Origin of the sequence: Reyranella sp., assembly GCF_044224635.1 — a bacterium.
Lineage (GTDB): Bacteria > Pseudomonadota > Alphaproteobacteria > Reyranellales > Reyranellaceae > Reyranella.
Window position 1 is genome coordinate 1 of record NZ_JBGAKA010000081.1, and the last position, 24,269, is coordinate 24,269.

Below are 24,269 nucleotides of genomic sequence, written 5' to 3' on the forward strand. Positions count from 1 at the left end.
ATTCTATTGTTGCTCTCGACAGTTGTATTGGATTCCAAAATTATAGGAGAAGCGTGCTCCTCAACACACACTCCCAACCTCCCCCCGTCTTCGTGCGGCGCAACATCTGTGCTGAAACTAGCCAGCGAAGCTGGGGAGGAGGATGAGGATCAAAGCCGCTGGCTGGCCAGAGCCAGCATCACGCCGGCATTGGCGAGCAACAGGGGCGTGGCGAACCAGCGCGCCCCGTCGCGCAGGCGTCGCCGGACGATCAGCCCGCCCCAGCCCACGGCGACCAGCATGGGCGCAGTGCCGAGGCCGAAGGCGGCCATGACGGTCGCGCCTTCGGCAGCGGAGGCGGTGCCGGCGGCAGCCGCCAAGGCGCCGTAGAGCAGGCCGCATGGCAGGAAGCCGAGGACGACGCCCAGGGCGTAGCGTGTCGCAGTGTGGCGGCCGGAGGAAAGGCTACCAGCCAGGGTGGAGAGGAAGCGCGGCAAGGTGGCGCCGCCACTCTTGGTCATTCCCAATGCCTGCAACACCATCAGGCAGGCGGCGAGGATCAGGAATCCGGCCGACAGCCAGCCAAACAAGGGAGTCGAAGCAAACAGAGCCGTTGCCGCACCGGCGCCGGCACCCAGCATCGTGTAGGTGGTCAGTCGGCCGAGATGGTACGGCAGCAACGCCGCGCCGGCGAGACGGCGCCACTCACCATACCTCGTATCGGCGGTCCGCTCGACGTCAGCCATCACCTGGCTCAGCACGAACGGCCCACACATGCCGGCGCAATGCAGAGCGCCACCGACCAGGCCGGCGAGAAACAAGGAAGCGGGCAGGCCCGTCGCCGCCCACATGCCGTTGGCCCACAGGCCATCGGAGAGGGTGCCGCGGCAGAGTGCAACCAGTTGACTGAACGTCTCCATCGTGTCGCAGTCGAGCACGGCCGTCCGTTCACTTGCTTGACCTGGGTCAAGGTCGGCCGCTCGTCAGCATGGCACTGGGTCGACACATCGCCGAGGAGATTCTCGTGGCCTACAAGACAATACTCGTCCATTGCGACGCGAGCGCGAAGGTCGCGCAGCGTCTCGCCGTCGCCGCCGACCTGGCGGAACGCCAAGGCGCCCATATCGTGGGGTTCCACTGCCGGCCGCCGTTCCAATCGCCGGCCTTCTTCGACGGGGGCATGCCGACGACGACTTTGCTTCAAGCCTATGAGGCCGGTGTCAAGGCCGACGAGACCGCCGCCAACGCGGCCTTCGACAAGGAAATGAAGGGGCGGCACCTGTCGCAGGCTTGGCGTGTCGTCGAAGGGTACGATGACGAGGAGCTCGCGGTCCATGCGCGCTATGCCGATCTGATCGTGGTCGGCCAGTACGATCCGGAACAGACGACCCCGACCTCGTCGGATCTGGCCGAGACCGTCGCCCTGGCGACCGGCCGTCCGACCTTGGTTGTGCCGCACATCGGCGTGCAGAGGCCGCTCGGAAAGACGATCCTGCTGTGCTGGAACGCCAGCCGCGAGAGCGCCCGTGCCGCATCGGATGCATTGCCGCTGCTGACCGAGGCGGACAAGGTCGTCGTCCTCGCAATCGATCCCAAGAGCTCGGCCACCGGTCATGGCGCTGAGCCCGGCTCCGATGCCGCCAGCTGGCTGGCGCGGCATGGCGTCAAGGTCACCGTGCAGCGCGACGTCGCGGCCGATACCGATGTCGGCAGCGTCATCCTGTCGCGCGCAGCCGACCACGATGCCGACCTGATCGTCATGGGACTCTACGGCCATTCGCGGATGCGCGAGATGGTGCTGGGCGGCGCGAGCCGTACCCTGATGGCCAGCATGACTGTCCCGGTGCTGATGGCGCATTGAGATGCAAGCGCCAAGCCCGACGGCGATGGATGCGACGACGCTTGCCGCCTACGACAAGGCGGTGCCGCGCTACACCAGCTATCCGACGGCGGCGCAGTTCGACGGCCGCGTTGGCCCGGTCGAGCATGCGGCGTGGCTGCGCGAGCTCGGCGGAACAGTTGCGACCTTCTACTTCCATGTGCCGTTCTGCGCCCAGCTATGCTGGTACTGCGCCTGCAACACGATGGCGATGAACCGCGCCGGGCCGCTCGACGCCTACGCCCGCGCCATGGTGCGCGAGCTCGATCGCCTGGCCGAGCTGGCGCCCGAGCTGATCGTTGGCGCGATCCAATGGGGCGGCGGCACGCCGTCCCAGCTCGGCGCGCGGCGGCTGGTAGACGTAGCGCGCCACCTTGTGGCCCGTTTCGATCGCCGTAGCGGTGCCGAGGTCTCGATGGAGATCGATCCTCGCTATTGCGATGACGCGTTCGTCGTCGCCATGACGGAAATCGGCGTCACGCGCGCGAGTCTCGGCGTGCAGGATTTCGATCCCGCCGTGCAGCTGGCGATCAATCGCCGGCAATCGGCGGAAACCACCGCTGACGTGATAGAACGGTTGCGCGGCGGCGGCATCCGCCGGATCAACATCGATCTCGTCTACGGCCTGCCGTGCCAGACTCTCGCGACGCTGTCGCGGACGCTTGACGCAGCCCTGGCGCTGGCGCCCGATCGGTTTGCCGTGTTCGGCTATGCCCATGTCCCCTGGATGAAGCCGAGGCAGCGGCTGATCGACCAGGCCGAGCTGCCGGGGGCGGCACTGCGCGCCGAGATGGCGGCGCTCGTGTCCGAGCGACTGAGCGGCGCGGGATACCGACAGATCGGGCTCGATCACTTCGCCCGGCCCACCGACAGCTTGGCCAAGGCCGACGCAGATGGCCGGTTGCGTCGCACCTTCCAGGGCTATGTCGCGGACGATTCGCCCTGGGTCGTCGGCATCGGTGCATCGGCGATTTCCATCCTGCCGAGCGGCTACACGCAGAACTTGGCGACGGCCGACCGCTATGGCGCGGCCCTCGAAGCCGGCGGGCTGGCCACGGCGCGCGGCGTCGCGTTGAGCGACGACGACCGACTGCGCGGCGAGATCATCGCCGGGCTGATGTGCCTTCAGACGGTCGATCTGGTGGAGGTCTGCCGGCGCCATCGCGTCGAGCCGATGTCCTTCCTTGCCGAAATCCAGGCCCTGCCGAAGCTTGTCGAGGACGGTCTGCTGAGCCGGGACGGCTGCGTGCTGCGCATCACGGATCGCGGCCGGCCGCTGGTGCGATCGGTCTGTGCCGCGTTCGACAATCACTTCGAGGCCGGCGCCGAACGCCACGCCCGGGCAATCTAGAGGATAGGAAGAGCGGAAACCATGAGTGCCCATCTGCTTGTCTCCGGCCACGTCGAGGCCGCGCTTGCCGAGGCTGCCGGGAAAGGCATCTCGCAGGACGTCGTCGCGCGCTGCCTTCTGTCGGAGGCGATTCGTCTGTTCAAAGGCCATCGCACCAACGACGACATCGCCTCGGAGCTGACTGCGGCTGCCGACAATCTCGACGATGACAATCCACTGATCTTCATCCGGCCGTGAAGCGCGTGTGGCGGGCGGCGACCGGAACGACGACAGTGGCGGGCACGAAGGAAGTCTTGGTGTCGTCCTGGACGGTCCGCGGAAGCGCATTTTGCCGTCTTGAGCGTCGCGACGGACGCAGGCATCATTACCGCAGGCATGCCGTTGAGTCCTTGGCGATGAGATCCTGCTGCGCTCACGATGACCTGGTCGCGGCGTGCTATCCTGCTCGCGGATGAATGATAGTTTACCCTCTTCCGGCACGCTCCGGCAGGCCGCGGCGTTGGTCGAGGCATCGCCGCAGGCCGAGCTGGTTCTGTCTCCGGAACTCACCATCCTCGCCTGCAGTGATGGCTATCCACGCTCGCTAGGCAGGACCCGGCAGGGGATCATCGGGCAGTCGATCCGAACGGTCTTCGCCGGTGAGGCGGCGCTCGGCACCCTGATCGCCTCGCTCGAGACGGTCTGCCGCACCGGCCGGCCGCATCGGGTCGTTCTCACGGGATGGGCGAGCGAGCGTGCGGCGCCGGCTGCCGCCGTGAACATGCCGGTTCTTGGCGAGCAGGGGACCGTCAAGTGGCTGCTGCACAGCATGGAATCGGTCGGGGAGAGCCGATCGACAGACGGCGAGCACTCGAGGATGGCGGCGGCGCTGGAAGCGGCCGAAGCCCGGCTGCGATCGGTGCTGCAGACGGTTCCCGATGCCATGGTCATCATCGATGAGCAGGGACGCATTGAATCGCTCAGCACCACGGCCGAACGGCTATTCGACTACCCGCTTGCCGAGGCGGCCGGCCAGAACGTCAGCCTGCTCATGCCGTCGCCCGATCGCGAGAACCACGACGCCTATCTGAAGCGCTATCTTGCCACCGGCGAGCGCCGCATCATCGGCATCGGCCGCATCGTGGTCGGTCGGCGCAAGGATGGCACCACCTTTCCGATTCACCTCACCGTCGGTGAGCTACGTTTCGCTGAGCGGCACTACTTCACTGGCTTCATCCGTGACCTCACGGAGCAACAGCTCACCGAAAACCGTCTCAAGGAGCTGCAGTCGGAAGTGACGCACATGTCGCGCTACACGGCCCTGGGCGAGATGGCGTCGACCCTGGCGCACGAGATCAACCAGCCGTTGACAGCGATCAGCAACTATCTCAAGGGTTGCCAGCGCCTGCTGGCGGGCGTCGACAGCGCGGCGGTGCCGGTGTTGCGCGACGCTCTCGGCAAGGCTGCCGACCAGGCCTTGCGGGCCGGCCAGATCATCCGTCGGCTGCGTGAGTTCGTGGCCCGCGGCGAAAGCGAGCCGCGGGCAGAAAGCCTCGCCAAGCTGATCGAGGACGCCAGCACGCTGGCGCTGATCGGCGCCCGCGAAAATGGCGTCAGCGTATCCTTCCGGCTCGATCCCGGGGTGGAGCTGGTGTTCGCCGATCGCATCCAGATTCAACAGGTGCTGGTGAATCTCATTCGCAACGCCATCGAGAGCATGGCCGACATGCCGGGCGATCGCAGACTGGAGGTCGCCACGACGGCAAGCGGGCAGGCGGTGGAGATTGCCGTTTCCGACACCGGCCCGGGCCTGGCGCCCGAGATCGCCCGCCATCTTTTTCAGCCCTTCATGACCACCAAGCGGAAGGGCATGGGCTTGGGCCTGTCGATCTGCCGCACTATCGTGGAGGCCCATGGCGGGAAAATCTGGGTCGAGGACCGCGCCGGCGGTGGTACGATCTTCAGGTTTACGTTGCGCAGCGTGCGCGAGGAGACTTCGACCCATGGCGGATAGCCAGGTCGTCCATGTGATCGACGACGATGCCGATGTCCGGCAGTCCCTGGCGTTCCTGTTGAGCACGGCCGGTCTCGCGGTGCGCGTTCACGATTCGGCGGTCGCCTTCTTGAAGGTCCTCGAGGGGGTGCAGGGCGGTTGCGTCGTGACGGACATCCGCATGCCGGAAATCGACGGCCTGGAGCTGCAGCGTCGCCTGCACACCAGCGGGGTCAAGCTGCCGGTGATCGTCATGACCGGTCACGGCGACGTGGCGCTGGCAGTCGAGGCGATGAAGGCCGGCGCCGTCGATTTCATCGAGAAGCCGTTCGACGACGATGTGCTGCTCGCCGCCATCCGCACGGCACTGTCGCGCCACGCCGAGGACAGCGAGCGCGCCACGCGCAAGGCCGTCATCCAGGACCGTCTCAAGGCGCTGTCCGAGCGCGAGCGCGAGGTTCTCGAAGGTCTGATCGCCGGCAAGGCGAACAAGGTGATCGCTCACGATCTCGGCATCAGCCCGCGCACGGTCGAGGTCTATCGCGCCAACGTGATGACCAAGATGCAGGCAGACAGCCTGTCCGAGCTCGTGCGAATGGCGTTGGTCGAGGGCGGCGCCCTGTAGTCGGGCCCGACGGACGGCGTGCGCAGGCCGGCACGGCATTCGACGATGGTTTGCGCTAGATCAACGCGACAGCCGGCGTGATTGGACAACCTTGACAGGGCCTTCCACCGATATGCGGGTGCATTGCCGGATGCCGCCTGACCTGGGACTTGTGCTGGTCGTCGACGATGATGCCGCCGTTCGTGCCGCCCTGAAATTCGCGCTCGAGCTCGAGGGGTTTTGCGTCCGGCTGTACGACGGGCCGGCGGCGATCCTGGCCGAGAGATACCTGCCCGATCACGGCTGTCTGGTCATCGACTTCTGGATGCCGGAGATCGATGGCATCGACCTGATCGGTATCCTGCGCTCGCGGCACGTCTGGCTGCCTGCCATCGTGATCAGCGGACGTGTCGACAAGCAACTGCTGCGTCGGGCCGAGGAGCTGGGCGTGAGCCGTGTCCTGGAGAAACCGTTGTCCGACGCGACTCTGGTCGATTGCATCCACCATGCGTTGGAGCAGCGTCCGGTTTGAACGAACCACAGGCGGTTCGTTCAATCGGACGTCGCTCCAGATTGCAGTGATTCCAGCATGCGACAGGGGCTCCAAGGCCCGCGGCGTGAGCGCCCGAGACTTACGTAGAATCCCTTAGTTCAAGACCCGAATGGTGGCGTCTGTCGGGTCGAGCTACCCAGTGGCCATCGCAAGCGGACCACGGAGAACGTGATGCTGACGGAGAATGCCACCCAGACTTCCAGGCTGCCAGCGTCCGCCATCGGCATCCGCTTGCCGGGGATGGCGAGGGCCCGGACCGAACCCCGCCGCGATCCTTTGGCCGGCGTGCTGCGACCGTTCTCCAAGGGCGAGGAGCTGTTTGCCGAAAGCGATCAGGCGGACAGCTTCTACGAGGTCAGGTCGGGGACCGTGCGCACCTATAAGCTGTTGAGCGACGGGCGTCGGCTGATCGATGCATTCCACTTTGCGGGCGACATTTTCGGTATCGAGGCTGGTGCCGAGCACCGTTTTTCCGCCGAGGCGATCACCGACGTGACGGTCGTCGTCTATCGCCGCAGCCGGCTGGCGAGCATGGCCGAGGCCGATCCGGCGTTCGGCGATCGGGTGATGGAAGCCACCTTGCGCAACCTCGAGCGCGCCCAATCCCACATGCTGCTGCTGGGCCGCAAGACGGCGCAGGAAAAGATGGCAACCTTCCTGCTCGACATGGCGGAACGCCTGTCCGACGACGACGAGCATTTCGAGCTGCCGATGCAACGCACTGACATCGCCGATCATCTCGGCCTCACCATCGAAACCGTGTCGCGCACCCTGACCCAGTTTGCCCGCAAGGGTCTGATTCATCTGCCGGCATCCAGCCGCTCGGTCGCTCTGTGCAACAAGGCCGCACTGCGGCGCCTCGAGGCGTAGGACAGCGGGCCACAGAGGGGCGCGCTCTCGGCACATGAGTCCTCCGTAAAGGAGTGCACCGTGAGAGCGATGGTTCTGCAATCAGTCGGCCAAGACCTCGTGCTCGAGGAGCGGCCGGATCCCATGCCGGGGCCGGGTCAGGTCCGCGTGCGCGTCGAGGCCTGCGGCGTCTGTCGGACCGATCTCCATGTCGTCGACGGCGATCTCGCCGATGTCCGGGTGCCAATCGTGCCCGGTCACGAGATCGTTGGTCGGGTCGATGCCGTTGGCCCCGGAGTCACCGCCCTGGTGCCAGGCGTCCGTGTCGGCGTGCCCTGGCTCGGCCATACCTGCGGCGGCTGCCCATACTGCCGGTCCGACCGGGAGAACCTGTGCGATGCTCCGATCTTCACCGGCTACTCGCGGGATGGTGGATTCGCGAGCCATGCCATTGCCGACGCGGACTACGCCTTTGCGCTGGACGGGTCGGCCGATCCCGTCGCCACGGCGCCGCTGATGTGCGCCGGCCTGATCGGCTGGCGCTCCCTCGTCATGGCTGGGCCGGCGCGGCGGATCGGGCTCTATGGCTTCGGGGCGGCCGGCCACATCCTGGCTCAGGTGTGTCGGTGGCAGGGCCGAGAGGTCTATGCCTTTACGCGCCACGGTGACCTGCAGGCACAGGAGCACGCGCGCGCGCTCGGCGCATGCTGGGCAGGCGGCTCGGATGAGGTGCCTCCCGAACGGCTCGATGCCGCGATTCTGTTCGCGCCGGTGGGCGATCTCGTTCCCCTGGCCCTGTCCGCCGTCGGCAAGGGGGGGCGAGTCGTGTGCGGTGGAATCCACATGAGCGACATCCCGCGCATTCCCTATCGCCTGCTGTGGGAGGAACGCCATCTGCTGTCGGTCGCCAACCTGACGCGACGCGATGCCGTGGAATTCCTCGAGATCGCCGGCAAGGCCGGCATCCGCACGACGACCAAGGCCTATCCCCTGGAAGGAGCCAACGCGGCGCTGGCCGACCTCCGTGCCGGCCGCTTCCAGGGCGCCGCCGTTCTGGTGCCCTGAGCCAGTCTCGAACGCTTTAGGCAGGCGGCGGCGGCGAGTTCGGGCGCATCCGGTCGACGGACTTGAAGACGCGTCGGGCGTGGTCGAGCAGCTCGCCGTCGGTCGGATGATCCATCGACTCGACACCGACCATCTGCGCCTTGAGCCACGGCACGTGGGCGTCGAGATGGGTCAACAACTCGTTCTTGGCATTGCTCGGACCGACCAGCAGCCACTCCTGGACACCGCGCAAGGCATCGATGATGTGATCGAAAAAATCGCGATCAAGATGGCCGTGGCCGGCGCCGATCACACCGGCCTTGTGATGGACTTGACGAAACGGGTTGTGCGCCTTGATGCGTTCTGCGTCGACGTCCTCGGCGTTGAAGCGGAAGACGTGGGCCTCCTTCGAATCCATCCAGACGATTGCACGGCCGTGCGACATCGCATGCTCCGGGTTTGCTGATCTGCCCGACTCTTGCCGATGGGCCGTGGCAGGCGTTGATCTGGATCAAGAATTCACGGGACAGCGACCGCGAAGCGCCGCAAAGTCCCGCCCAATTGTCGAGAGGAATCGCCGATGCCGAAGGTGGGATATCTGTTGCCAACCCGTGAAAGGGTCATGGAAGGACGCCATGAAGCAGGGTCGCTGCTCGCCCTGGCGGAGCGGGCCGAGGGGCTGGGCTTCGACTCCCTGTGGGTCGGCGATTCGCTGTTGGCCCGGCCCCGCCACGACGCGCTGACGTTGCTTGCCGCTGTGGCGGTCCGCACCCGCAAGCCCGAGCTTGGCACGGCGGTCTTGTTGCCGGCGCTGCGCAATCCCGTGCTGCTCGCGCACCAGGTAGCGACCCTGGATCGTATCGCCGAGGGCCGCGTCATCTTGGGAATCGGCATTGCGTCCGACTGGCCCAACATCCGCGCCGAGTTCGAGGCGGCGGGCGTGACCTTCGAGAAGCGCATCGGCCGGCTGATCGAGGGCATGGCACTCTGCCGCGCCCTGTGGACGGGCAAGCCGGTCACCTGGGACGGTCGCTGGAAGATGAAGGACGCCGTGCTCGGCCCGACGCCGCACCGTCCGGGCGGCCCACCGCTCTGGATCGCCGGCGCTGTTGCGGCGGCGCGCATGCGCGCCGGCAAGCACTTCGACGGCTGGTTCCCGAACTCGCCGGCGATCGCGGAGTTCGCGCCGCAATGGGCCGAGGTCCAGGCGGGCGCGCGGGCGGCCGGGCGCGATCCGTCGGCGCTGACCGCGGCGATGTATCTCACTCTGGCGATCGACGATGACGAAAGCCGCGCGAACGCAAAGCTCAACGCCTATCTCGAGCATTACTACAACATGCCGGCGAGCGAGACGCGCAAGCGGCAGATGTCCTATGCCGGCTCGGCCGCCGGCGCAGGGGCGTGGTTGAAGGCCTATGTCGACGCCGGCGCCTCCCACCTGGTGCTGCGCTTCGCCGGCGACCACGAGCGCCACCTCGATGCCGCCGCCAGGATCCGCCGCGATCTGGGTTGGTGACGTATTCATTGCCGGGAGCGCGCCACTCTGTGGCGCTCATCTTTCCTCCCCAGCCTCGCTGGGGAGGTGTCGGCGTCTTACGCCGACGGAGGGGTCATGAGCCTCAGGCTCGGCACTCTCCCGTGACTCATGACCCCTCCGTCACCGTAAGACGGTGACACCTCCCCAAGCTTCGCTTGGGGAGGAAAGTGGCGCGCTCCCGGCGAAGAGCTACTCCGCCGCTGTCGCCCTTCGTGCTTTGGCGGTTGCCGCCTCGTCGACTTCGTACGCCGCCGTCAGCACGACACCGTAGACGGTCTGCGCGACCTCCTCCGACACCAGGCCGCTCGCCACGTCGCGCGCGACCTTGGCAGGGTCGCGCCGATGCGGGTCGCCGTAACCGCCGCCGCCCGGCATGCTGACGCGCAGCCGCTCGCCGGCGGGAATGCTCGAATGGGCCTTGGGCGGCAAGGTCTTGCCCGACACGATCTCGACCTTGCCGGTCATGCCGGCCTTGCCGCCGGCGCGGCCGCGCGGCGGGTAGACCACGCGGTCGAACGAGGTCGAGATGCCGAACGGCATGTCCTCTGCGCTCTCGACCTCCATGATCTGGCCGAGGCCGCCGCGATACTCGCCGGCGCCGCCCGAATCGGTGCGGTATTCCTTGCTCCAGACCAGCACGGGCGCGATCGTCTCGGTGATCTCGACCGGCACGTTGCGCACGCCGCTCGGGAACGCGGTCGCCGACAGCCCGTCGAGCTTGGGCCGCGCGCCGGTGCCGCCGGAGTGGAACGAGGTGACGTTGAACGGCGTCGCCTTGGCCAGCACCGACGGGTCGCCGTCGACGCGGCCCATGCCGCCCATCAGGCGCACGTTCCACAGGCATGACGTGCCTTCCGCCGGCACGCCCTGCGGCAGCGCCTGCTGCAGGCAGCCGAACACCACGTCGGGCAGCATCTGGCCGATGATGCTGCGCGCCGCCACCGGTGCGGGATGCTTGGCATTGAGGATGCAGCCGTCCGGCGCGGTGACCCGGATGGTCGCCAGCGACGCAGCGTTGTTGGGCACGTGCGGCGCCACGATGCACTTCACGCCGAAGCTCGTGTAGGCCTCGGTGTAGCAGAGCGGCACGTTGATGCCGTTCTGTACGACGCCAGCCGAGCCGGCAAAGTCGACGTCGATGCCGTCCGGCCCGATCGTCAGAGCCGCCTTGAGCTCCATCGACTTGCCGTTCATGCCGTCGACCGTCATCGAATTATGGTAGGTGCCGAACGGCAGCTTGCGGATCGCCTCCAGGCTCGCCTCGCGCGAATGGTCGAGGATGTGCCGTGCCAGGTCGTCGAGATGCTCCAGACCGAACTCGTCCATCATGGCGACCAGGCGCCGGCCGCCGACCTCGTTGCTCGAGATTTCCGAGTAGATGTCGCCGATCACCTGCACCGGCTCGCGCACGTTGGCGGCGATGATGTCGACCAGCCACTGGTTGATCTCGCCCTTGTCGACGATCTTGGTGATCGGGATGTAGAGGCCTTCCTCGTAGACCTGCTGGGCGGCGCCCATGATGCCGCGGCCGCCGATATCGACCACGTGCAAGGTGCAGGCGAACAGCCCCACCGCCGTGCCGCGCCGGAAGGTCGGCGTCACGATCACGATGTCGTTCAGATGGCCGGTGCCCTGCCACGGGTCGTTGACGATGTAGGCGTCGCCGTCGTTCATCCTGGCAAGCGGCACCTTGTCGAGCACGTAGCCGACGCTCATCGCCATCGAGTTGACGTGGCCCGGCGTGCCGGTGACCGCCTGCGCCAGCATGCGGCCCTCGGTGTCGTAGACGCCGGCCGACAGGTCGCCGGCCTCGCGCGTCGCCGTGCCGAACGCGGTGCGCACCAGGGTCTGCGCCTGCTCCTCGACGACGGAGATCAGGCGGTTCCACATCACCTGGTATTCGATGCGGTTCAGCGGGTGGTTGGCTCTCATTGGGCGGCCTCCTGGAGCACGGCAGCTTTGGCGGTCAGTCGAATGGCGCCCGACGGCTCGATGCGGGCGGTGAAACCGGACGTGACGATGGTCGTGGTCTCGTCCTCGGCGATGATGGCAGGTCCCTGCATGGCGTGGCCTGGCGCGAGCTCGCGGCGCTGGAACACCGGCACGTCCTGGAAATCGCGTTGCGCCGGGTCGAACACGGTCCGGCTGCCCACCGACAGGGTCGTCGGCGCGCCGGTCGAGGCTTGGTCGAGAGCCCGGCCCGGCGGCGGCGCCTCGGCGCGCAGGATCCAGCCCGTCACCTCGACATCGACTCCGGGCACGACGCGATTGAACAAAGCGCGGTAGCCGGCCTCGAAGCGCTTGCGCAGCTCGCCGACCGAGGCTGATGTGAAAGGACCATCAGGCAGCTGCACGAGGATCTCGTGGCCTTGTCCGGCGTAGCGCATGTCGGCACTGCGGCTGATCGTGATCGGGGCGTTGGGTGCGCCGAGCTTCACCACATCGACAGCGTCCCTCTCCATCTCGGCGAACATCGCGTTGACCGAGCCTGCGTCGAAGCTGCCGAGCCGCACGAACCGGCTGCGCACGACCTCGAAGGCGATGGGCGCGCGCAGGAAGCCGACGGCCGAGCCGACGCCGGCGCTGGCCGGGATCAGCACGTCGGCGATGCCGAGCTTTTCAGCGAGCCGCGCGGCATGCAAGGGCGCGCCGCCGCCAAACGCGATCAGGGTGCGCCCTTCCAGCTCGGCGCCCCGCTCGACGGCGTGGACGCGGGCGGCGTTGGCCATGTTCTCCTCGACGACCTCGGAGATGCCGAAGGCCGACAGCGTGACGTCGAGCTCGAGCGGCGTGCCGACATGGCTCTCGATGGCGGTGCGGCTCAGCGCAGCGTCGAGGGTGATCGTGCCGCCGGCGAATTTGTCGGGATCGATGCGGCCCAGCACGACGTTGGCGTCGGTCACCGCCGGCTTGGTGCCGCCCAGCCGGTAGCAGGCCGGGCCGGGGTCGGAACCGGCGCTCTCCGGTCCGACGGTGATGCGCTTCATGGCGTCGACGCTCGCCAGCGAGCCGCCGCCGGCGCCGATCTCGACCATCTCGATCACGGGGATACGCACCGGCAGGCCGCTACCCTTCATGAAGCGATAGCGGCGGTCGACCTCGAAGCTGCGCGAGGCCATCGGCTTGCTGTCGTCGATGATGCAAATCTTGGCGGTGGTGCCGCCCATGTCGAAGCTCAGGATGCGATCGATGCCGAACCGCTCGGCGATCCAGGTCGACAGGATCACGCCGCCGGCCGGGCCCGATTCGACCAGGCGGATCGGGTAGCGCACGGCGGTCTCCAGGGTCGTGAGGCCGCCGCCCGAGGTCATCAGGAGGATCGGGCAGGCGAAGCCCGCCTGCGCGATGCGCTGGCGCAGGCTTTCGAGATAGCGCCCCATCAGCGGCTGCACGTAGGCGTTGGCGCAGGTGGTCGAGAAGCGCTCGTACTCGCGCACCTCCGGGCAGACGTCGCACGACAGGGAGATCCGCACGCCGGACAGCTTCTTCCCGAGGATCTCGCCGGTACGGCGCTCGTGCGCGGGATTGGCGTAGCTGTGCAGAAAGCCGACCGCAACGCTCTCGACGCCCCTGGCGGCCAGCGTGTCGGCCAGCGCCTCGACGGCTTGCTCGTCGAGCGCCAGGCGCACGCCGCCCTTGGCGTCGATCCGCTCCGGCACCGTGAAGCGCAAGGTGCGCGGCACCAGCGGCTCGGGCTTCTCGATGAAGATGTCGTACTGCTCGAAGCGGTTCTCCTGCGCCATCTCGATCGAATCGCGAAAGCCCTTGGTGGTGACCAGCGCGGTCAACGCGCCCTTGCGCTCGATGATGGCGTTGGTCGCGAGCGTCGTGCCATGGACGATCAGCCCGACCTGGCTGGGCGCGAGGCCGGCGAGGGCGAGCGCGCGCTGCATGCCGTCGAGCACGCCGTCCTCGGGCGCCGCTTTGGTGGTGAGCACCTTTGCGGAAAAACTCCGCTCGGGCGTCTCCAGCACGACGTCGGTGAAGGTGCCGCCGATATCGACCGCGAGGCGAATCGAGTCAGGCGAAGTGCCCGACTCAGGCGTAGTGACACGCGGCATGATGTCCTTCTCCTACGGTCCGCAACAGCGGCTCCTCGGCCCGGCAGCGGTCGGTCGCCGCCGGGCATCGTGACGCAAATCGGCAACCCGACGCGATATCGGTGGTGAGCTCGCCCTTGATCGAGGCCGCAGTGCGCCTGTGCGTCGGATCGGTCGACGGCACGGCGGCGAACAGGGCCTTGGTGTAGGGGTGTCGCGGATCGCGCCACAGGGTGGCATGCGAAGCGCTTTCGACGATGCGGCCGAGATACATCACCAGCACGCGATCGGCGAAGTAGCGCACGACCGAGAGGTCGTGCGAGATGAAGAGATAGGAGAGGCCGAGGTCGCGCTTGAGGTCGACCAGCAGGTTCAGGATCTGCGCCTGGATCGAAACATCGAGCGCCGAGACGGGCTCGTCGCACACGATCAGCGCCGGATGCAGCACCAGTGCCCGGGCGATGCCGATCCGCTGGCGCTGACCGCCGGAGAATTCGTGCGGATAGCGGTCGGGCGAATCGGCCGGCAGGCCGACACGGGCGATGATCTCCTGCAGGCGCCGGGCACGCTCGCCTGCGTTGCCCTGCTGGTGGACCTTCAGGGCGGTGTCGAGGACGGTGCGGATGGTCTGGCGCGGATTGAGCGAGCCGAACGGATCCTGGAAGATCATCTGCATGCGCCGGCGATGCGGCGCCATCGCGCGGTCGCCGAGCCGCGTGATGTTGACGCCGTCCAGGCGGATCTCGCCGTCGGCAGAAGGCACCAGGCGCAGCACGGTCTTGCCGAGCGTGCTCTTGCCGCAGCCCGATTCGCCCACCAGGCCAACCGTCTCGCCAGGCTCGATGTCGAACGACACGCCGTCGACCGCGCGCAGCACCTGGCGGCCCACGGCGTAGCGCGTGTGCAGGTCCCTAACCGACAGCAGCGCCATGCGGGGCTCCGGCCTGGGCGGCGGTGATAGGGCAGGCAACGGCGCGTCCGTCGGCCAGCTCGAGCAGGGGTGGCGGCGCCAGCCGGCACGACGGCTGGACCATCGGGCAGCGCGGCGCGAAGGAGCAACCGGCCTCGCCGACGGCCGAGCCGACGCTGCCCGGAATCTCGGTCAGCCGGTCGGTGAGGTAGTGCTCCTCGGCATCGACATCGACGCGCGCGCCGAGCAGGCCGTGCGAGTAGGGATGCATCGGCTTGGCGAAGAACGGCGCGATCGAGGCGCGCTCGACGATCCGTCCGGCGTACATGACGGCGATACGGTCGGCCCATTGCGCCACCACGCCGAGGTCGTGGGTGATCAGCAGCACGGCCATGGCGAGCTCACGCCGCAGGTCGCCCAGGAGATCGAGAACCTGGGCCTGCGTGGTCACGTCGAGCGCCGTGGTCGGCTCGTCGGCGATCAGGAGCTTGGGCCGGCAAGCAACCGCCATCGCGATCATGACGCGCTGGCGCATGCCGCCGCTCAGATTGTGCGGATAGTCGTCGATCCGGCGGTGGGCGTCGGGAATCTTCACCAGGTCCAGAAGCTCGACGGCGCGAGCGCGGGCCGCACGGCGCGACAGGCGCTCGTGCCGGCGCAGGATCTCGCCGATCTGCACACCGATCGACAGCACGGGGTTGAGCGACGTCATCGGCTCCTGCTGGATCAGCGAGATGTGCCGGCCGCGCAGCCGGCGCATCTCGGCGCGCGAAGCGGCCATCAGGTCGTTGCCGTCGAACAGGATGCGGCCCGTCGCGACGCGCGCGTTGGGTGGCAGCAGGCGCATGACGGAAAAGGCCGTGACCGACTTGCCGCACCCCGATTCGCCGACCAGGGCCAGCGTCTCGGCCGGCGCGATGGCGAAGCTCGCCTCGCGCACCGCGACATGGCCGGGAAAAGCGACCGTGAGCTTGTCGACTTCGAGCAGACCAGGGGCAAGCAAGCTCATGGGTCGGACCGCGGGTTCAGGATCTCGTTCAGCCCGTCGCCCACCAGGTTGAGCGACAGCACCGTGGCGGCGATGGCGGCGCCGGGCAGGGCGGTCAGGAACCACGCGTTGCGCAGCTGGTCGCGGCTGTCGCCGATCATGCCGCCCCAGCTCACCACGTTGGGATCGCGCATGTTGAGGAAGGACAGGCCGGCCTCGGTCAGGATGGCGTTGGCGATCATCACCGAGGCGGCGACGATCACCGGCGGCAGCGCGTTGGGCAGGATCTCCTGGACGATGATGCGGGTGCGCGAATAGCCGAGGCTGCGCGCGGCGACGACGAAATCGGATTCGCGCAGCGAGCGGAACTGGGCGCGCACCAGGCGCGCCACGGTCGGCCACGAGGCGAGCCCGATGGCGAGGGCAATGGTCTGCAGCGACGGCTCGCGGATCGCCACGATCACCACCACCAAGAGGAAGGTGGGCGTGGTCTGGAACAGTTCGATCAGGCGCGTCAGCAGAATGTCGACCCAGCCGCCGAAGAAGCCGGCGACGGAGCCCACCACCATGCCGATGGCAAGGCCGATTGCTGCGGCCGAGATGCCGACGAGCAACGACGCGCGCGAGCCGTGCACCAGCAGGGCCAACACGTTGCGGCCGAGCGAGTCGGTCCCCAGCGAGAACTCGGCATCGTCGCCGGGCCAGAGGAGCGGCGGTCCCGCCATGTCCTGCGGATCGCCGGGGCACAGAAGGTCGGCGAACAGGGCCACCAGCACGACGAAGCCCAGGATGATGACGCCGGCGACGAAGGTTGGATTGCGCACGAAGGCGCGCAGGTGGCGGCCCTTGCGCGGTGCGGCGCGGTTGCCGAGGTCGGTGACCGGCAGCGGCGTCGTGAGATCGGGCGTGCTCACGTCACGTCGTCCCGATGCGCGGATCGAGCCAGGCGTGCAGCAGGTCGATCACCATGTTGGCCAGGATCACCAGGAAGGAGGAGAGCAGCAGCACGCCCAGCAGGACGGAGAAGTCACGTGCCAGCACGGCCTCGAGCGCCAGCCGGCCCATGCCCGGCCAGCCGAACAGCGTCTCGATCACCACGGCGCCGCCCAGCAGGTTGCCGAGATGCATGCCTGCGACCGTCGTGACCGGGATCAGGGCGTTGCGCAAGGCGTGGCGCAGCTGGATGATGAACGGGTGCAGGCCCTTTGCTTCGGCGGTGCGCATGAAATCCTGACGCTGCACCTCGAGCATCGAGGCGCGGGTGAGGCGGGCATAGACGGCGACGAAGAACGAGGCCAGCGCCAGTGCCGGCAGCACGAGATGCGCCGCGCGGTCGGCGATCATCGCCCAGCCGGTGTAGTTGGCGCCGATCGTCATGCTGCTGTCGCTCGGCAGCCAGCCCAGCTTGACCGAGAACAGCACCACCGCCATCAGGCCGACCCAGAAGCCCGGCATCGAGTAGAACAGCAGCACCACGACCGACAGCACGCGGTCGGGCCAGCGCCCCGCCCACGCCGCCATGATGGAGCCGAGCACGATGCCGATCAGCAGGGCGAGCGACAGCGCCGTCACCATCAGCAACAGGGTGCTGGGCAGGCGCGTCATGATCATGTCGAGGACCGGCATGTTGTAGCGCGGCGAGAAGCCCAGATCGAACGTGGCGAGGTGCCCCAGGAAATTGACGAGCTGGGTGAACACCGACTTGTCGAGCCCGAACCGCTCGCGCAGCGCCGCCATGGTCTCGGCGGTCGCGGTGCCCGATTCGGCGGCGATCACGTCGGCGGCGTCGCCCGGCATGAGCTGCAGCAACAGGAAATCGAGCACGATGATGCCGAGCACGGTAGGCCCGGCATGGACCGCCGTGCGCTTGAGGGTCGCCGCGATGCGGCGTCCCATCCTCATGGCAGATCACGCATCGAGCCAGACCTGCGCCATGTTGGCTTCCACGCCGTCGGCGGTGAGCGATTCGTCGTGCACGCGCTTGTTCTTGATCGTGAGATAGAGCGGCGAATAGAGCGGGAGGTCCGGAATCTCCGCGGCGACGATTTTCTGGAACTCGAAGAACATCTCCTTGCGCTTCACCGGGTCGATCTCGACCGCCGCGCCCTCGAGCAAGGCATCGACCTTGGGATTGTCGTAGTGCGAGCCGTTGGAGAACGGCACGCCCTTCTTGAAGTTCTTCGACCAGTAGATGCGCTGAACGCCGACCGTCGGATCGAACAGGTTGGAATGGCCGTTATAGGTGAAGTCGAAGTCGCGGTCGGTGTAGATGCGCTTGACGAACGCCGAGGAATCCGCCGCGCGTACTTCGACTGCGATACCGATGCGCGCCAGCGCGGCGCGAAAAAACTCGCTGGCGCGACGGCTCTCGTCGCCGATCGGATTGTAGTCGAGCGGCACCTTGAAGCGGACCTTGTTGTCGCCGCGCGGAAAGCCCGCCTCGTCGAGCAGCGCCTCGGCCTTCTTCAGGTCGAGCTTGTAGGGGCTGGGCGTCGGATCGTGGAACGCCTTGAGGCCCGGCGCGATCGGCGAATAGCACACCGTGCCGTAGCCGTAGGCCACCGTCTTGATCAGCTGCGCGCGATCGATCGCGTGCGCCACCGCCTGTCGCACCTTGAGGTGCTTGAAGTACTGGCTGTCGAGATTGAATTGCAGGCAGGAGACATTGTACGAGTAGCTGGTGCCCTTGGTCTCGAACACGAGATGCGGCACTTTCTTCAGGCGATCGAGATCGGCCAGCGCCACCGGCGTGCGATAGCCGAGATCGCCCGAGCCGTTCTCGAAGGCGATCGACCGGGCGCCGGTGTCGGGCAGGGTCTTGTAGACGAGGCGATCGACCCGCGGCAGGTCGGGCTGCCAGTAGTCGGGATTGCGCTCGTAGACGATGTGGCTGCCGCGCGCCCATTCCTTGAACTTGTACGGTCCCGTGCCGATCGGCGCGTTGCCGTTCTGGTTGGCCAGCGGATCGGTGCCTTCGTAGATGTGCCGCGGCATCATCGGCGCCTCCGCCGCCGTCAGGGCCTTGATCAGGTAGGGCGCCGGCTTGGACAGCTCGATGATCGCCGTCAGCGGATCGGGGGTCTTGACCTCGACGACGTTGGCGAAGGTATTGCGGCCGCGCGGATGCACGGTCTTGAGCAACTGGATGGAGTAGGCGACGTCGGCCGAGGTGAACGGCTTGCCGTCGTGGAACTTGACGTTGGGCCTGAGCCTGAAGACGTAGCTCTTGCCGTCCGGGCTGATGGTCCATTCGGTGGCGAGCGCCGGCCGCGGATTGATGTCGTAGTCGTACTCGAGCAGGCCCTCCGTCACCTTGGCGCTCACGGTGAGCGCCGGCGTCGCCACGGTGGTGAGCGCCACCAGGGTCTGCGGCTCGCTGTTCTGGATGAAGGTGAGCGTGCCGCCTTTCTTCGGCTGCGCGGTTTGCGCTGCGGCGCGGTGTCCCGCCAGGGCCATGGCGGAAACGCCGGCCAGAGCGGCACGGCGCGTCAGGGGGAGTTTCGCGGTCATCTCGTCATCCTCGCAGGTCAGCGGCAGCCTAGCCCGGCAGCTGCCGGACGTGCAGCAATATATAGGCCACGACGGGGCCGCGGTACGCAGGTGAGCCTTGCCGTATTTTGCATGCCAGCCCGAAGAAATTTCTTCTGCGTGCGACGCGCGTCCCGCGGCATCGTGACGACGGGACATGGGAGCCAAGCATGACATTCACGCTTCTCGGACATTGCGCGCGCACCGGCCAGGTCGGCATCGGAGTTGCGACATATTCGCTGGTGGTCGGCATGCTGTGTCCGGCGATCCGCGGCGGAATCGGCGTGATTTCCAGCCAATCCTTCGTGAACTTCGAGCTGCGCACGCTCGGCCTCAACCTGCTGGCCCAGGGTCATCCCGCCGAGCAGGCGCTGGCGCTGATGAAGCAGGCCGACCCGCAGATCGAGTTCCGCCAGCTCATGGTGCTCGACAGCTTTGGCCGGGCCGCAGGCTTCACCGGCAACAAGACGCGCCCATGGACCGGCCACAAGAGCGGTCAGGGCTACGTGGCTGCCGGCAATGTGCTGGCCGGTGCCCACGTCGTCGACGCCATGATCGCGGCGTTCGTGGCGGCGCCGGAACGCGACCTCGACGAGCGGCTGTTGTCGGCCATCGAAGCGGGCCGCGACGCCGGCGGCCAGGTCGGCGGCAGCGGTCACCTGCCCGAACGCTCGGCCGCGCTCATGGTGCGCGGCGCCTCGCCCAGGGACGAGCTCGACCTGCGCGTCGATTCCCACCCCGAGGCCGTTGCCCAGCTGCGCGCGCTGCGCGAGGAATGGGCACCCTACCGCGCTTTCCACTGGCTGCGCCATGTCGATCCGGCGAAGGCGCCGCCGCAGGAGGTGTTCGTCGCCGGGCTAAAGGGCAAGGGATGACGCCAGCTCGCGGCGCAACACTGACACCTCATGCTGAGGAGCGAGCGCAGCGAGCGTCTCGAAGCATGGGCAACAGACACAGCGCCTGATCCCATCCTTCGAGACGCGTCCTTCGGGCGCTCCTCAGAATGAGGTCATTGTGTTGTCAACCACCGACCAGGATGGTGCTCAACCGCTTTCTCCCAGCCGGATGCATTTGGCCCAATGGCTGGCCGACATGTCGTGCGGCGGCGGATCGGCCGCGGCGCAGGCGTCGATCGCGATCGGGCAGCGCGTGCGGAAGCGGCAGCCCGACGGCGGATTGGCCGGGTTGGGCAGGTCGCCCGCCAGGATGATGCGTTGGCGCTGCGCCTCGCTGTCGGGATCGGGGACGGGAATCGCCGACATCAGCGCCTTGGTGTAGGGGTGCGCCGGTGCCGCGTAGATCTCGTCCTTGCTGGCCATCTCGACGATCTTGCCGAGATACATGACAGCGACCTGGTCGCTCATGTGCCGCACCACGCTGAGATCGTGCGAGATGAAGATGTAGGTGAGGCCGAGCCGCTCCTGCAGATCCTGCAGCAGGTTGACGATCTGCGCCTGGATCGAGACGTCGAGCGCCGACACCGGCTCGTCGCACACGATCAGCTCCGGCTCGACGGCGAGCGCACGGCAGATGGCGACGCGCTGCGCCTGGCCGCCGCTCAGCTCGTGCGGATAGCGCTCGATCAGATGACCCGCCAGGCCGACGAGGTCGAGCAGCTCGTGGATGCGCCCGGCCCTGGCGCGGCCCTTGTAGAGCCCGTGGATGTCGAGCGCCTCGCCGACCAGGTCGCCGATCGGCATGCGCGGATTGAGCGAGGCGTGCGCGTCCTGGAAGATGATCTGCAGCTTGCGCCGCAGCCGTCGCAGCGTCGCCGCATCGGTGCGGCAGAGGTCGGCGCTGCCGTAGAGCACGCGGCCTGCGGTCGGTTTCACGAGCTGCAGGATGGCGTAGCCGGTCGTCGACTTGCCGCAGCCCGACTCGCCCACCAGGCCGAGCGTGCGGCCGCGCTCGACGCCGAAGCTGATGCCATCGACCGCCTTGACGGTGCCGGGCGCACCGGCCGGCCCGAAATGCACCTTGAGATCGTCGACCTGGAGAAGGGCGGTCATGGCGTGCGCTGGTCCAGCTCGGCGAAGCACGACGCCCAATGCTCGCGGCCGAGGTCGCGACGTTCCGGCGCGCGCTCGCGGCAGGCTGGCACCGAGATGCGGCAACGCGGCAGGAACGGGCAGAGCGGCAGCGGATCGATCAGGTTGGGCGGCAGGCCTTCGATCGGCGACAGGCGGCGCAGCGCCGGGCCGTCGATGCGCGGCGTCGAGCCCAGGAGACCGAGCGTGTAGCCGTGGCTCGGACGGTGGAACAGGTCGCGGATCGGCGCCGATTCGACGATGCGCCCGGCGTACATCACGTTGACCCGGTCGCACAGGTTGGCGACCACGCCGAGATCGTGGCTGATCCAGATCACCGACGTGCCGCGCTCGCGCGTCAGGCGCTTCACCAGGTCGACGATCTGCGCCTGGATGGTGACGTCGAGCGCCGTCGTCGCCTCGTCGGCGATCAGCAGCCGCGGATTGCACGACAGGGCGATGGCAATCATGACGCGCTGGCGCATGCCGCCGGAAAACTGGTGCGGGTAGGCCGCAAGCCGCTTCTCCGCCAGCGGAATGCCGACCATCTCAAGGAGCTCGATGGCACGCCGTCGCGCCGCCGCCCGGTCGAGCTTCTGATGACGCCGCAGCACCTCGACGAGCTGGCGGCCGATGCTCAGCACCGGATTGAGCGAGCGCATCGGGTCCTGGAAGACCATGGCCATGCTGGCGCCGCGCACCTCGCGCGCCTGGGCCTCGCTCAGCCGCAACAGGTCGACGCCGTCGAAGGTCATCGAATCGGCCGTCACCTGGCCGGGCGGCTCGGGCACCAGCCGCATCACCGAGAGCGCCGTCACGCTCTTGCCGCTGCCGCTTTCGCCGACCAGGCCCAGGACCTCGCCTTCGCCGAGATCGAACGATACGCCGTCGACGGCGCGTACGGTGCCGCGGTCGGTGGCGAAGCGGGTGCGCAGGTTGCGGATGGCGAGCAGGGCCATGGCGTCAGCGCTCGTCCGTCGCGACCGTGCGGCGGGTGCGCCAAGCGCGCGGATCGAGCGCATCGCGCAGGCCATCGCCCAGGAAGTTGATGCTGAGCACGCACAGCATGATGGCGCCGGTCGGGGCGAGGAACATCCACGGCGCGTCGCCCAGGAAGCGCCGCGCCTCGCTCATGTCGCGGCCCCAGCTCGGCTGCGGCGGCTGGGTGCCGAAGCCCAGGAAGCTCAGCGATGCCTCGGCGACGACGGCGGCGGCGAACACGATGGTGAGCTGCACCACGATGGGCGACACGACGTTGCGCAGGAGATGGGAGACGACGATGCGCCCCGGCCCGGCGCCCAGCGCGCGTGCCGCGGTGACGTAGACTTCCTCGCGCACGGCGAGCGTGCTGCCGCGCACCATGCGGGCCAGCACCGGCGCCTGCACCAGGCCGAGCGCCAGCATGACGTTCTGGATGTCGGGACCGAGCAGGCCGACCAGGGCGACGGCGAGCAGCAGTGGCGGGAAGGTCAGGAAGGCATCGACCAGGCGCATCAGCAGATTGTCGGTGCGGCCGCCGAAATAGCCCGAGGCCAAGCCCAGCGGCACGCCCAGCACGAAGGCGAAGGCCACCACCAGCAGGCCGACGGTGAGCGACGTGCGGCCGCCATAGAGCAGGCGCGAGAACACGTCGCGCCCGAAATGGTCGGTCCCCAGGAGATGCTCGAAGGAGGGCGGCTTCAGCTTGACCGAGAGCTTGATCTGCACGGGATCGTACGGCGCGACCAGCGGCGCCAGCGCCGCCGCCAGGCAGATCACGATGAGGCATACCAGCCCGACCATGGCGGCGCGATGGCGCGGAAACTGGCGCGCCGCCAGTCGAAGCGAGCCGGCGAAGCGAGGGGTGGCGGGCGGCGGAAGGAGCGCCATCGGATCAGTACCGGATGCGCGGATCGAGCAGCGCATAGAGCATGTCCGCCGTGATGTTGGCGAACAGGAAGAACGCGGCGATGACCAGGGTGAAGCCCTGGATCACCGGGAAGTCGCGCGTGACGACGGCATTGAGGATCGCCGAGCCCATGCCCGGCACGGCGAAGATGTATTCGATGGTGACCTGGATGCCGATCATGTAGCCGAACTGCACGGTCGCCATGGTGACGAACGGGATCATGGCATTCTTGAGCGCGTGCACGATGACCACGGTCGACGGCAGCAGGCCCTTGGCGCGGGCGGTGCGCATGTAGTCCTGTGAGAGGATGTCGATCATGCTCGAGCGCAGCAGGCGCGTCAGCATGGCGGTTTGCAGGGTGCCGAGCGCGATCGCCGGCACGATGAACGGCTTGATGTAGGTCCACCAGCCGCCCGCCGCGGCCTCCGTCGAGCCGATGCCGGTGATCGGCAGCCAGTCGAGGCTGATCGAGAAGACGTAGATCAGGATCAGGGCCAGCGCGAAGTTGGGCACGGCGAAGCCCAGCACCGTGTAGCCGGTGCAGAGATAGTCGATCCAGGTGTTGCGCCGCAGCGCCGCCAGCACGCCGAGCGGGATGGAGACGGCGAGCGCGAACAGCATGGCCGCGAGCGCGAGCTGCAGGCTCACCGGAAAGCGCTCGGCCAGCAGCGATGTCACCGTGTCGTTGAGCCGGATCGAACGGCCGAGGTCACCGGTCGCGACCTTGCCGATCCACAGGACGTATTGCTCCGGCAGCGAGCGATCGAGGTTGAACTCGGCGCGCATCGCATCCGCCGCTTCCTTCGACGTCTGCATGCCCAGCATGATCTGCACCGGATCGCCCGGCGTCGCCCGCGTGATGAGGAACGTCATCAGCGAGACGACGACGAGGACCAGCGGAACCTGGATCAGCCGGCGACCGAGATAGCGCCACATGGGAGATTACGCAGTCGTCATTGCCGGGAGCGCGCCACTCCGTGGCGCATTCTTCCTCCTCCCCACGAAGTGGGGAGGTGCCCCGTCATACGGGCCGGAGGGGTCATGAGTCATGGCCCCGCTGCCTCTTGTGACTCATGACCCCTCCGCCCCGTATGACGGGGCACCTCCCCAGCGAAGCTGG

General features: G+C 67.7%; 23 protein-coding genes. 10 read left to right on the forward strand and 13 right to left on the reverse strand.

The genetic code is table 11. From position 1 onward, the window contains the following. Nucleotides 1-149: 149 nt before the first annotated feature. Nucleotides 150-917 (reverse strand): sulfite exporter TauE/SafE family protein, encoded by a 768-nt coding sequence (locus ACILR9_RS36935; protein WP_395714995.1) that lies wholly within the window; start codon nucleotides 915-917, stop codon nucleotides 150-152. An 86-nt stretch (nucleotides 918-1,003) separates the two neighbouring features. Here ACILR9_RS36935 and ACILR9_RS36940 point away from each other — a divergent pair, with 86 nt between their 5' ends. The 8 genes from ACILR9_RS36940 (at nucleotide 1,004) to ACILR9_RS36975 (ending at nucleotide 8,252) form a co-directional block, all read left to right on the forward strand. Next, the gene (locus ACILR9_RS36940) at nucleotides 1,004-1,840 is read left to right on the forward strand and encodes a universal stress protein (RefSeq protein ID WP_395714996.1); all 837 of its coding nucleotides are present in this window, start codon (nucleotides 1,004-1,006) and stop codon (nucleotides 1,838-1,840) included. Between the two features lies 1 nt (nucleotide 1,841). Beyond that, nucleotides 1,842-3,209: an oxygen-independent coproporphyrinogen III oxidase gene (gene hemN / locus ACILR9_RS36945; protein WP_395714997.1), complete on the forward strand. Its 1,368-nt coding sequence runs from the start codon at nucleotides 1,842-1,844 to the stop codon at nucleotides 3,207-3,209. Between the two features lie 21 nt (nucleotides 3,210-3,230). Further along, entirely contained in the window at nucleotides 3,231-3,446 is a 216-nt protein-coding gene (locus ACILR9_RS36950; protein ID WP_395714998.1) for a hypothetical protein, read from the forward strand. Between the two features lie 214 nt (nucleotides 3,447-3,660). After that, the gene (locus ACILR9_RS36955) at nucleotides 3,661-5,202 is read left to right on the forward strand and encodes a PAS domain S-box protein (protein ID WP_407075396.1); all 1,542 of its coding nucleotides are present in this window, start codon (nucleotides 3,661-3,663) and stop codon (nucleotides 5,200-5,202) included. Further along, nucleotides 5,192-5,806: a response regulator FixJ gene (fixJ, locus tag ACILR9_RS36960; protein ID WP_395715000.1), complete on the forward strand. Its 615-nt coding sequence runs from the start codon at nucleotides 5,192-5,194 to the stop codon at nucleotides 5,804-5,806. Before ACILR9_RS36955 ends, fixJ begins: the two co-directional genes overlap by 11 nt. Before the next feature lie 130 nt (nucleotides 5,807-5,936). Beyond that, entirely contained in the window at nucleotides 5,937-6,317 is a 381-nt protein-coding gene (locus tag ACILR9_RS36965) for a response regulator transcription factor (RefSeq protein WP_395715001.1), read from the forward strand. Nucleotides 6,318-6,509: 192 nt separating this feature from the next. Further along, nucleotides 6,510-7,208, forward strand: a complete 699-nt coding sequence (locus tag ACILR9_RS36970; protein WP_395715002.1) for a helix-turn-helix domain-containing protein — start codon at nucleotides 6,510-6,512, stop codon at nucleotides 7,206-7,208. A 60-nt stretch (nucleotides 7,209-7,268) separates the two neighbouring features. Further along, a complete protein-coding gene (locus tag ACILR9_RS36975) occupies nucleotides 7,269-8,252 on the forward strand; it encodes a zinc-dependent alcohol dehydrogenase family protein (RefSeq protein WP_395715003.1) in 984 nt (327 codons plus the stop codon). 16 nt (nucleotides 8,253-8,268) lie between these two features. Here ACILR9_RS36975 and ACILR9_RS36980 read toward each other — a convergent pair whose 3' ends face one another. Then, nucleotides 8,269-8,676, reverse strand: coding sequence for a translational machinery protein (locus ACILR9_RS36980; protein ID WP_395715004.1), 408 nt, complete (start codon nucleotides 8,674-8,676; stop codon nucleotides 8,269-8,271). A 135-nt stretch (nucleotides 8,677-8,811) separates the two neighbouring features. Here ACILR9_RS36980 and ACILR9_RS36985 point away from each other — a divergent pair, with 135 nt between their 5' ends. Then, on the forward strand, nucleotides 8,812-9,747 hold the full coding sequence (locus ACILR9_RS36985; RefSeq protein WP_395715005.1) for an LLM class flavin-dependent oxidoreductase: 936 nt from the start codon (nucleotides 8,812-8,814) through the stop codon (nucleotides 9,745-9,747). 210 nt (nucleotides 9,748-9,957) lie between these two features. Here ACILR9_RS36985 and ACILR9_RS36990 read toward each other — a convergent pair whose 3' ends face one another. From ACILR9_RS36990 to ACILR9_RS37020, 7 genes are read right to left on the reverse strand one after another with little or no spacing between them, the layout of a single operon-like run. Continuing rightward, nucleotides 9,958-11,700 carry a hydantoinase B/oxoprolinase family protein gene (locus ACILR9_RS36990; RefSeq protein WP_395715006.1) on the reverse strand — a complete coding sequence of 581 codons (1,743 nt, stop codon included), beginning with the start codon at nucleotides 11,698-11,700 and terminating at the stop codon, nucleotides 9,958-9,960. Next, nucleotides 11,697-13,829, reverse strand: coding sequence for a hydantoinase/oxoprolinase family protein (locus tag ACILR9_RS36995; RefSeq protein WP_395715007.1), 2,133 nt, complete (start codon nucleotides 13,827-13,829; stop codon nucleotides 11,697-11,699). Before ACILR9_RS36995 ends, ACILR9_RS36990 begins: the two co-directional genes overlap by 4 nt. Next, on the reverse strand, nucleotides 13,807-14,739 hold the full coding sequence (locus ACILR9_RS37000) for an ABC transporter ATP-binding protein (protein ID WP_395715008.1): 933 nt from the start codon (nucleotides 14,737-14,739) through the stop codon (nucleotides 13,807-13,809). Before ACILR9_RS37000 ends, ACILR9_RS36995 begins: the two co-directional genes overlap by 23 nt. Then, a complete protein-coding gene (locus ACILR9_RS37005) occupies nucleotides 14,720-15,727 on the reverse strand; it encodes an ABC transporter ATP-binding protein (RefSeq protein ID WP_395715009.1) in 1,008 nt (335 codons plus the stop codon). The genes ACILR9_RS37000 and ACILR9_RS37005 overlap by 20 nt, the downstream gene beginning before the upstream one ends. Then, nucleotides 15,724-16,593 carry an ABC transporter permease gene (locus ACILR9_RS37010; protein WP_395715017.1) on the reverse strand — a complete coding sequence of 290 codons (870 nt, stop codon included), beginning with the start codon at nucleotides 16,591-16,593 and terminating at the stop codon, nucleotides 15,724-15,726. Before ACILR9_RS37010 ends, ACILR9_RS37005 begins: the two co-directional genes overlap by 4 nt. 28 nt (nucleotides 16,594-16,621) lie before the next feature. Next, nucleotides 16,622-17,608 (reverse strand): ABC transporter permease, encoded by a 987-nt coding sequence (locus ACILR9_RS37015; protein WP_395715010.1) that lies wholly within the window; start codon nucleotides 17,606-17,608, stop codon nucleotides 16,622-16,624. Nucleotides 17,609-17,614: 6 nt separating this feature from the next. Then, nucleotides 17,615-19,216 carry an ABC transporter substrate-binding protein gene (locus tag ACILR9_RS37020; RefSeq protein ID WP_395715011.1) on the reverse strand — a complete coding sequence of 534 codons (1,602 nt, stop codon included), beginning with the start codon at nucleotides 19,214-19,216 and terminating at the stop codon, nucleotides 17,615-17,617. A 188-nt stretch (nucleotides 19,217-19,404) separates the two neighbouring features. Here ACILR9_RS37020 and ACILR9_RS37025 point away from each other — a divergent pair, with 188 nt between their 5' ends. Next, nucleotides 19,405-20,109, forward strand: coding sequence for a DUF1028 domain-containing protein (locus ACILR9_RS37025; RefSeq protein WP_395715012.1), 705 nt, complete (start codon nucleotides 19,405-19,407; stop codon nucleotides 20,107-20,109). 168 nt (nucleotides 20,110-20,277) lie between these two features. On the opposite strand, the gene ACILR9_RS37030 is transcribed toward ACILR9_RS37025, so the two are convergent. Genes ACILR9_RS37030 through ACILR9_RS37045 form a run of 4 tightly spaced genes read right to left on the reverse strand, consistent with a single transcriptional unit; the run spans nucleotide 20,278 to nucleotide 24,085 of the window. Continuing rightward, on the reverse strand, nucleotides 20,278-21,243 hold the full coding sequence (locus tag ACILR9_RS37030) for an ABC transporter ATP-binding protein (RefSeq protein ID WP_395715013.1): 966 nt from the start codon (nucleotides 21,241-21,243) through the stop codon (nucleotides 20,278-20,280). Beyond that, a complete protein-coding gene (locus ACILR9_RS37035; RefSeq protein WP_395715014.1) occupies nucleotides 21,240-22,220 on the reverse strand; it encodes an ABC transporter ATP-binding protein in 981 nt (326 codons plus the stop codon). The genes ACILR9_RS37030 and ACILR9_RS37035 overlap by 4 nt, the downstream gene beginning before the upstream one ends. A 4-nt stretch (nucleotides 22,221-22,224) precedes the next feature. Further along, a complete protein-coding gene (locus ACILR9_RS37040; protein WP_395715015.1) occupies nucleotides 22,225-23,130 on the reverse strand; it encodes an ABC transporter permease in 906 nt (301 codons plus the stop codon). Nucleotides 23,131-23,134: 4 nt separating this feature from the next. Beyond that, entirely contained in the window at nucleotides 23,135-24,085 is a 951-nt protein-coding gene (locus tag ACILR9_RS37045; RefSeq protein ID WP_395715016.1) for an ABC transporter permease, read from the reverse strand. Nucleotides 24,086-24,269: the final 184 nt, after the last annotated feature.

Coding starts and splice junctions, on each gene's coding strand:
- hemN (WP_395714997.1), top strand. CDS start 1,842: ATGCAAGCGCCAAGCCCGACGGCGATGGATGCGACGACGCTTGCCGCC.
- ACILR9_RS36950 (WP_395714998.1), top strand. CDS start 3,231: ATGAGTGCCCATCTGCTTGTCTCCGGCCACGTCGAGGCCGCGCTTGCC.
- ACILR9_RS36955 (WP_407075396.1), top strand. CDS start 3,661: ATGAATGATAGTTTACCCTCTTCCGGCACGCTCCGGCAGGCCGCGGCG.
- fixJ (WP_395715000.1), top strand. CDS start 5,192: ATGGCGGATAGCCAGGTCGTCCATGTGATCGACGACGATGCCGATGTC.
- ACILR9_RS36965 (WP_395715001.1), top strand. CDS start 5,937: ATGCCGCCTGACCTGGGACTTGTGCTGGTCGTCGACGATGATGCCGCC.
- ACILR9_RS36970 (WP_395715002.1), top strand. CDS start 6,510: ATGCTGACGGAGAATGCCACCCAGACTTCCAGGCTGCCAGCGTCCGCC.
- ACILR9_RS36980 (WP_395715004.1), bottom strand. CDS start 8,676: ATGTCGCACGGCCGTGCAATCGTCTGGATGGATTCGAAGGAGGCCCAC.
- ACILR9_RS36985 (WP_395715005.1), top strand. CDS start 8,812: ATGCCGAAGGTGGGATATCTGTTGCCAACCCGTGAAAGGGTCATGGAA.
- ACILR9_RS36990 (WP_395715006.1), bottom strand. CDS start 11,700: ATGAGAGCCAACCACCCGCTGAACCGCATCGAATACCAGGTGATGTGG.
- ACILR9_RS36995 (WP_395715007.1), bottom strand. CDS start 13,829: ATGCCGCGTGTCACTACGCCTGAGTCGGGCACTTCGCCTGACTCGATT.
- ACILR9_RS37000 (WP_395715008.1), bottom strand. CDS start 14,739: ATGGCGCTGCTGTCGGTTAGGGACCTGCACACGCGCTACGCCGTGGGC.
- ACILR9_RS37005 (WP_395715009.1), bottom strand. CDS start 15,727: ATGAGCTTGCTTGCCCCTGGTCTGCTCGAAGTCGACAAGCTCACGGTC.
- ACILR9_RS37015 (WP_395715010.1), bottom strand. CDS start 17,608: ATGAGGATGGGACGCCGCATCGCGGCGACCCTCAAGCGCACGGCGGTC.
- ACILR9_RS37020 (WP_395715011.1), bottom strand. CDS start 19,216: ATGACCGCGAAACTCCCCCTGACGCGCCGTGCCGCTCTGGCCGGCGTT.
- ACILR9_RS37025 (WP_395715012.1), top strand. CDS start 19,405: ATGACATTCACGCTTCTCGGACATTGCGCGCGCACCGGCCAGGTCGGC.
- ACILR9_RS37030 (WP_395715013.1), bottom strand. CDS start 21,243: ATGACCGCCCTTCTCCAGGTCGACGATCTCAAGGTGCATTTCGGGCCG.
- ACILR9_RS37035 (WP_395715014.1), bottom strand. CDS start 22,220: ATGGCCCTGCTCGCCATCCGCAACCTGCGCACCCGCTTCGCCACCGAC.
- ACILR9_RS37040 (WP_395715015.1), bottom strand. CDS start 23,130: ATGGCGCTCCTTCCGCCGCCCGCCACCCCTCGCTTCGCCGGCTCGCTT.
- ACILR9_RS37045 (WP_395715016.1), bottom strand. CDS start 24,085: ATGTGGCGCTATCTCGGTCGCCGGCTGATCCAGGTTCCGCTGGTCCTC.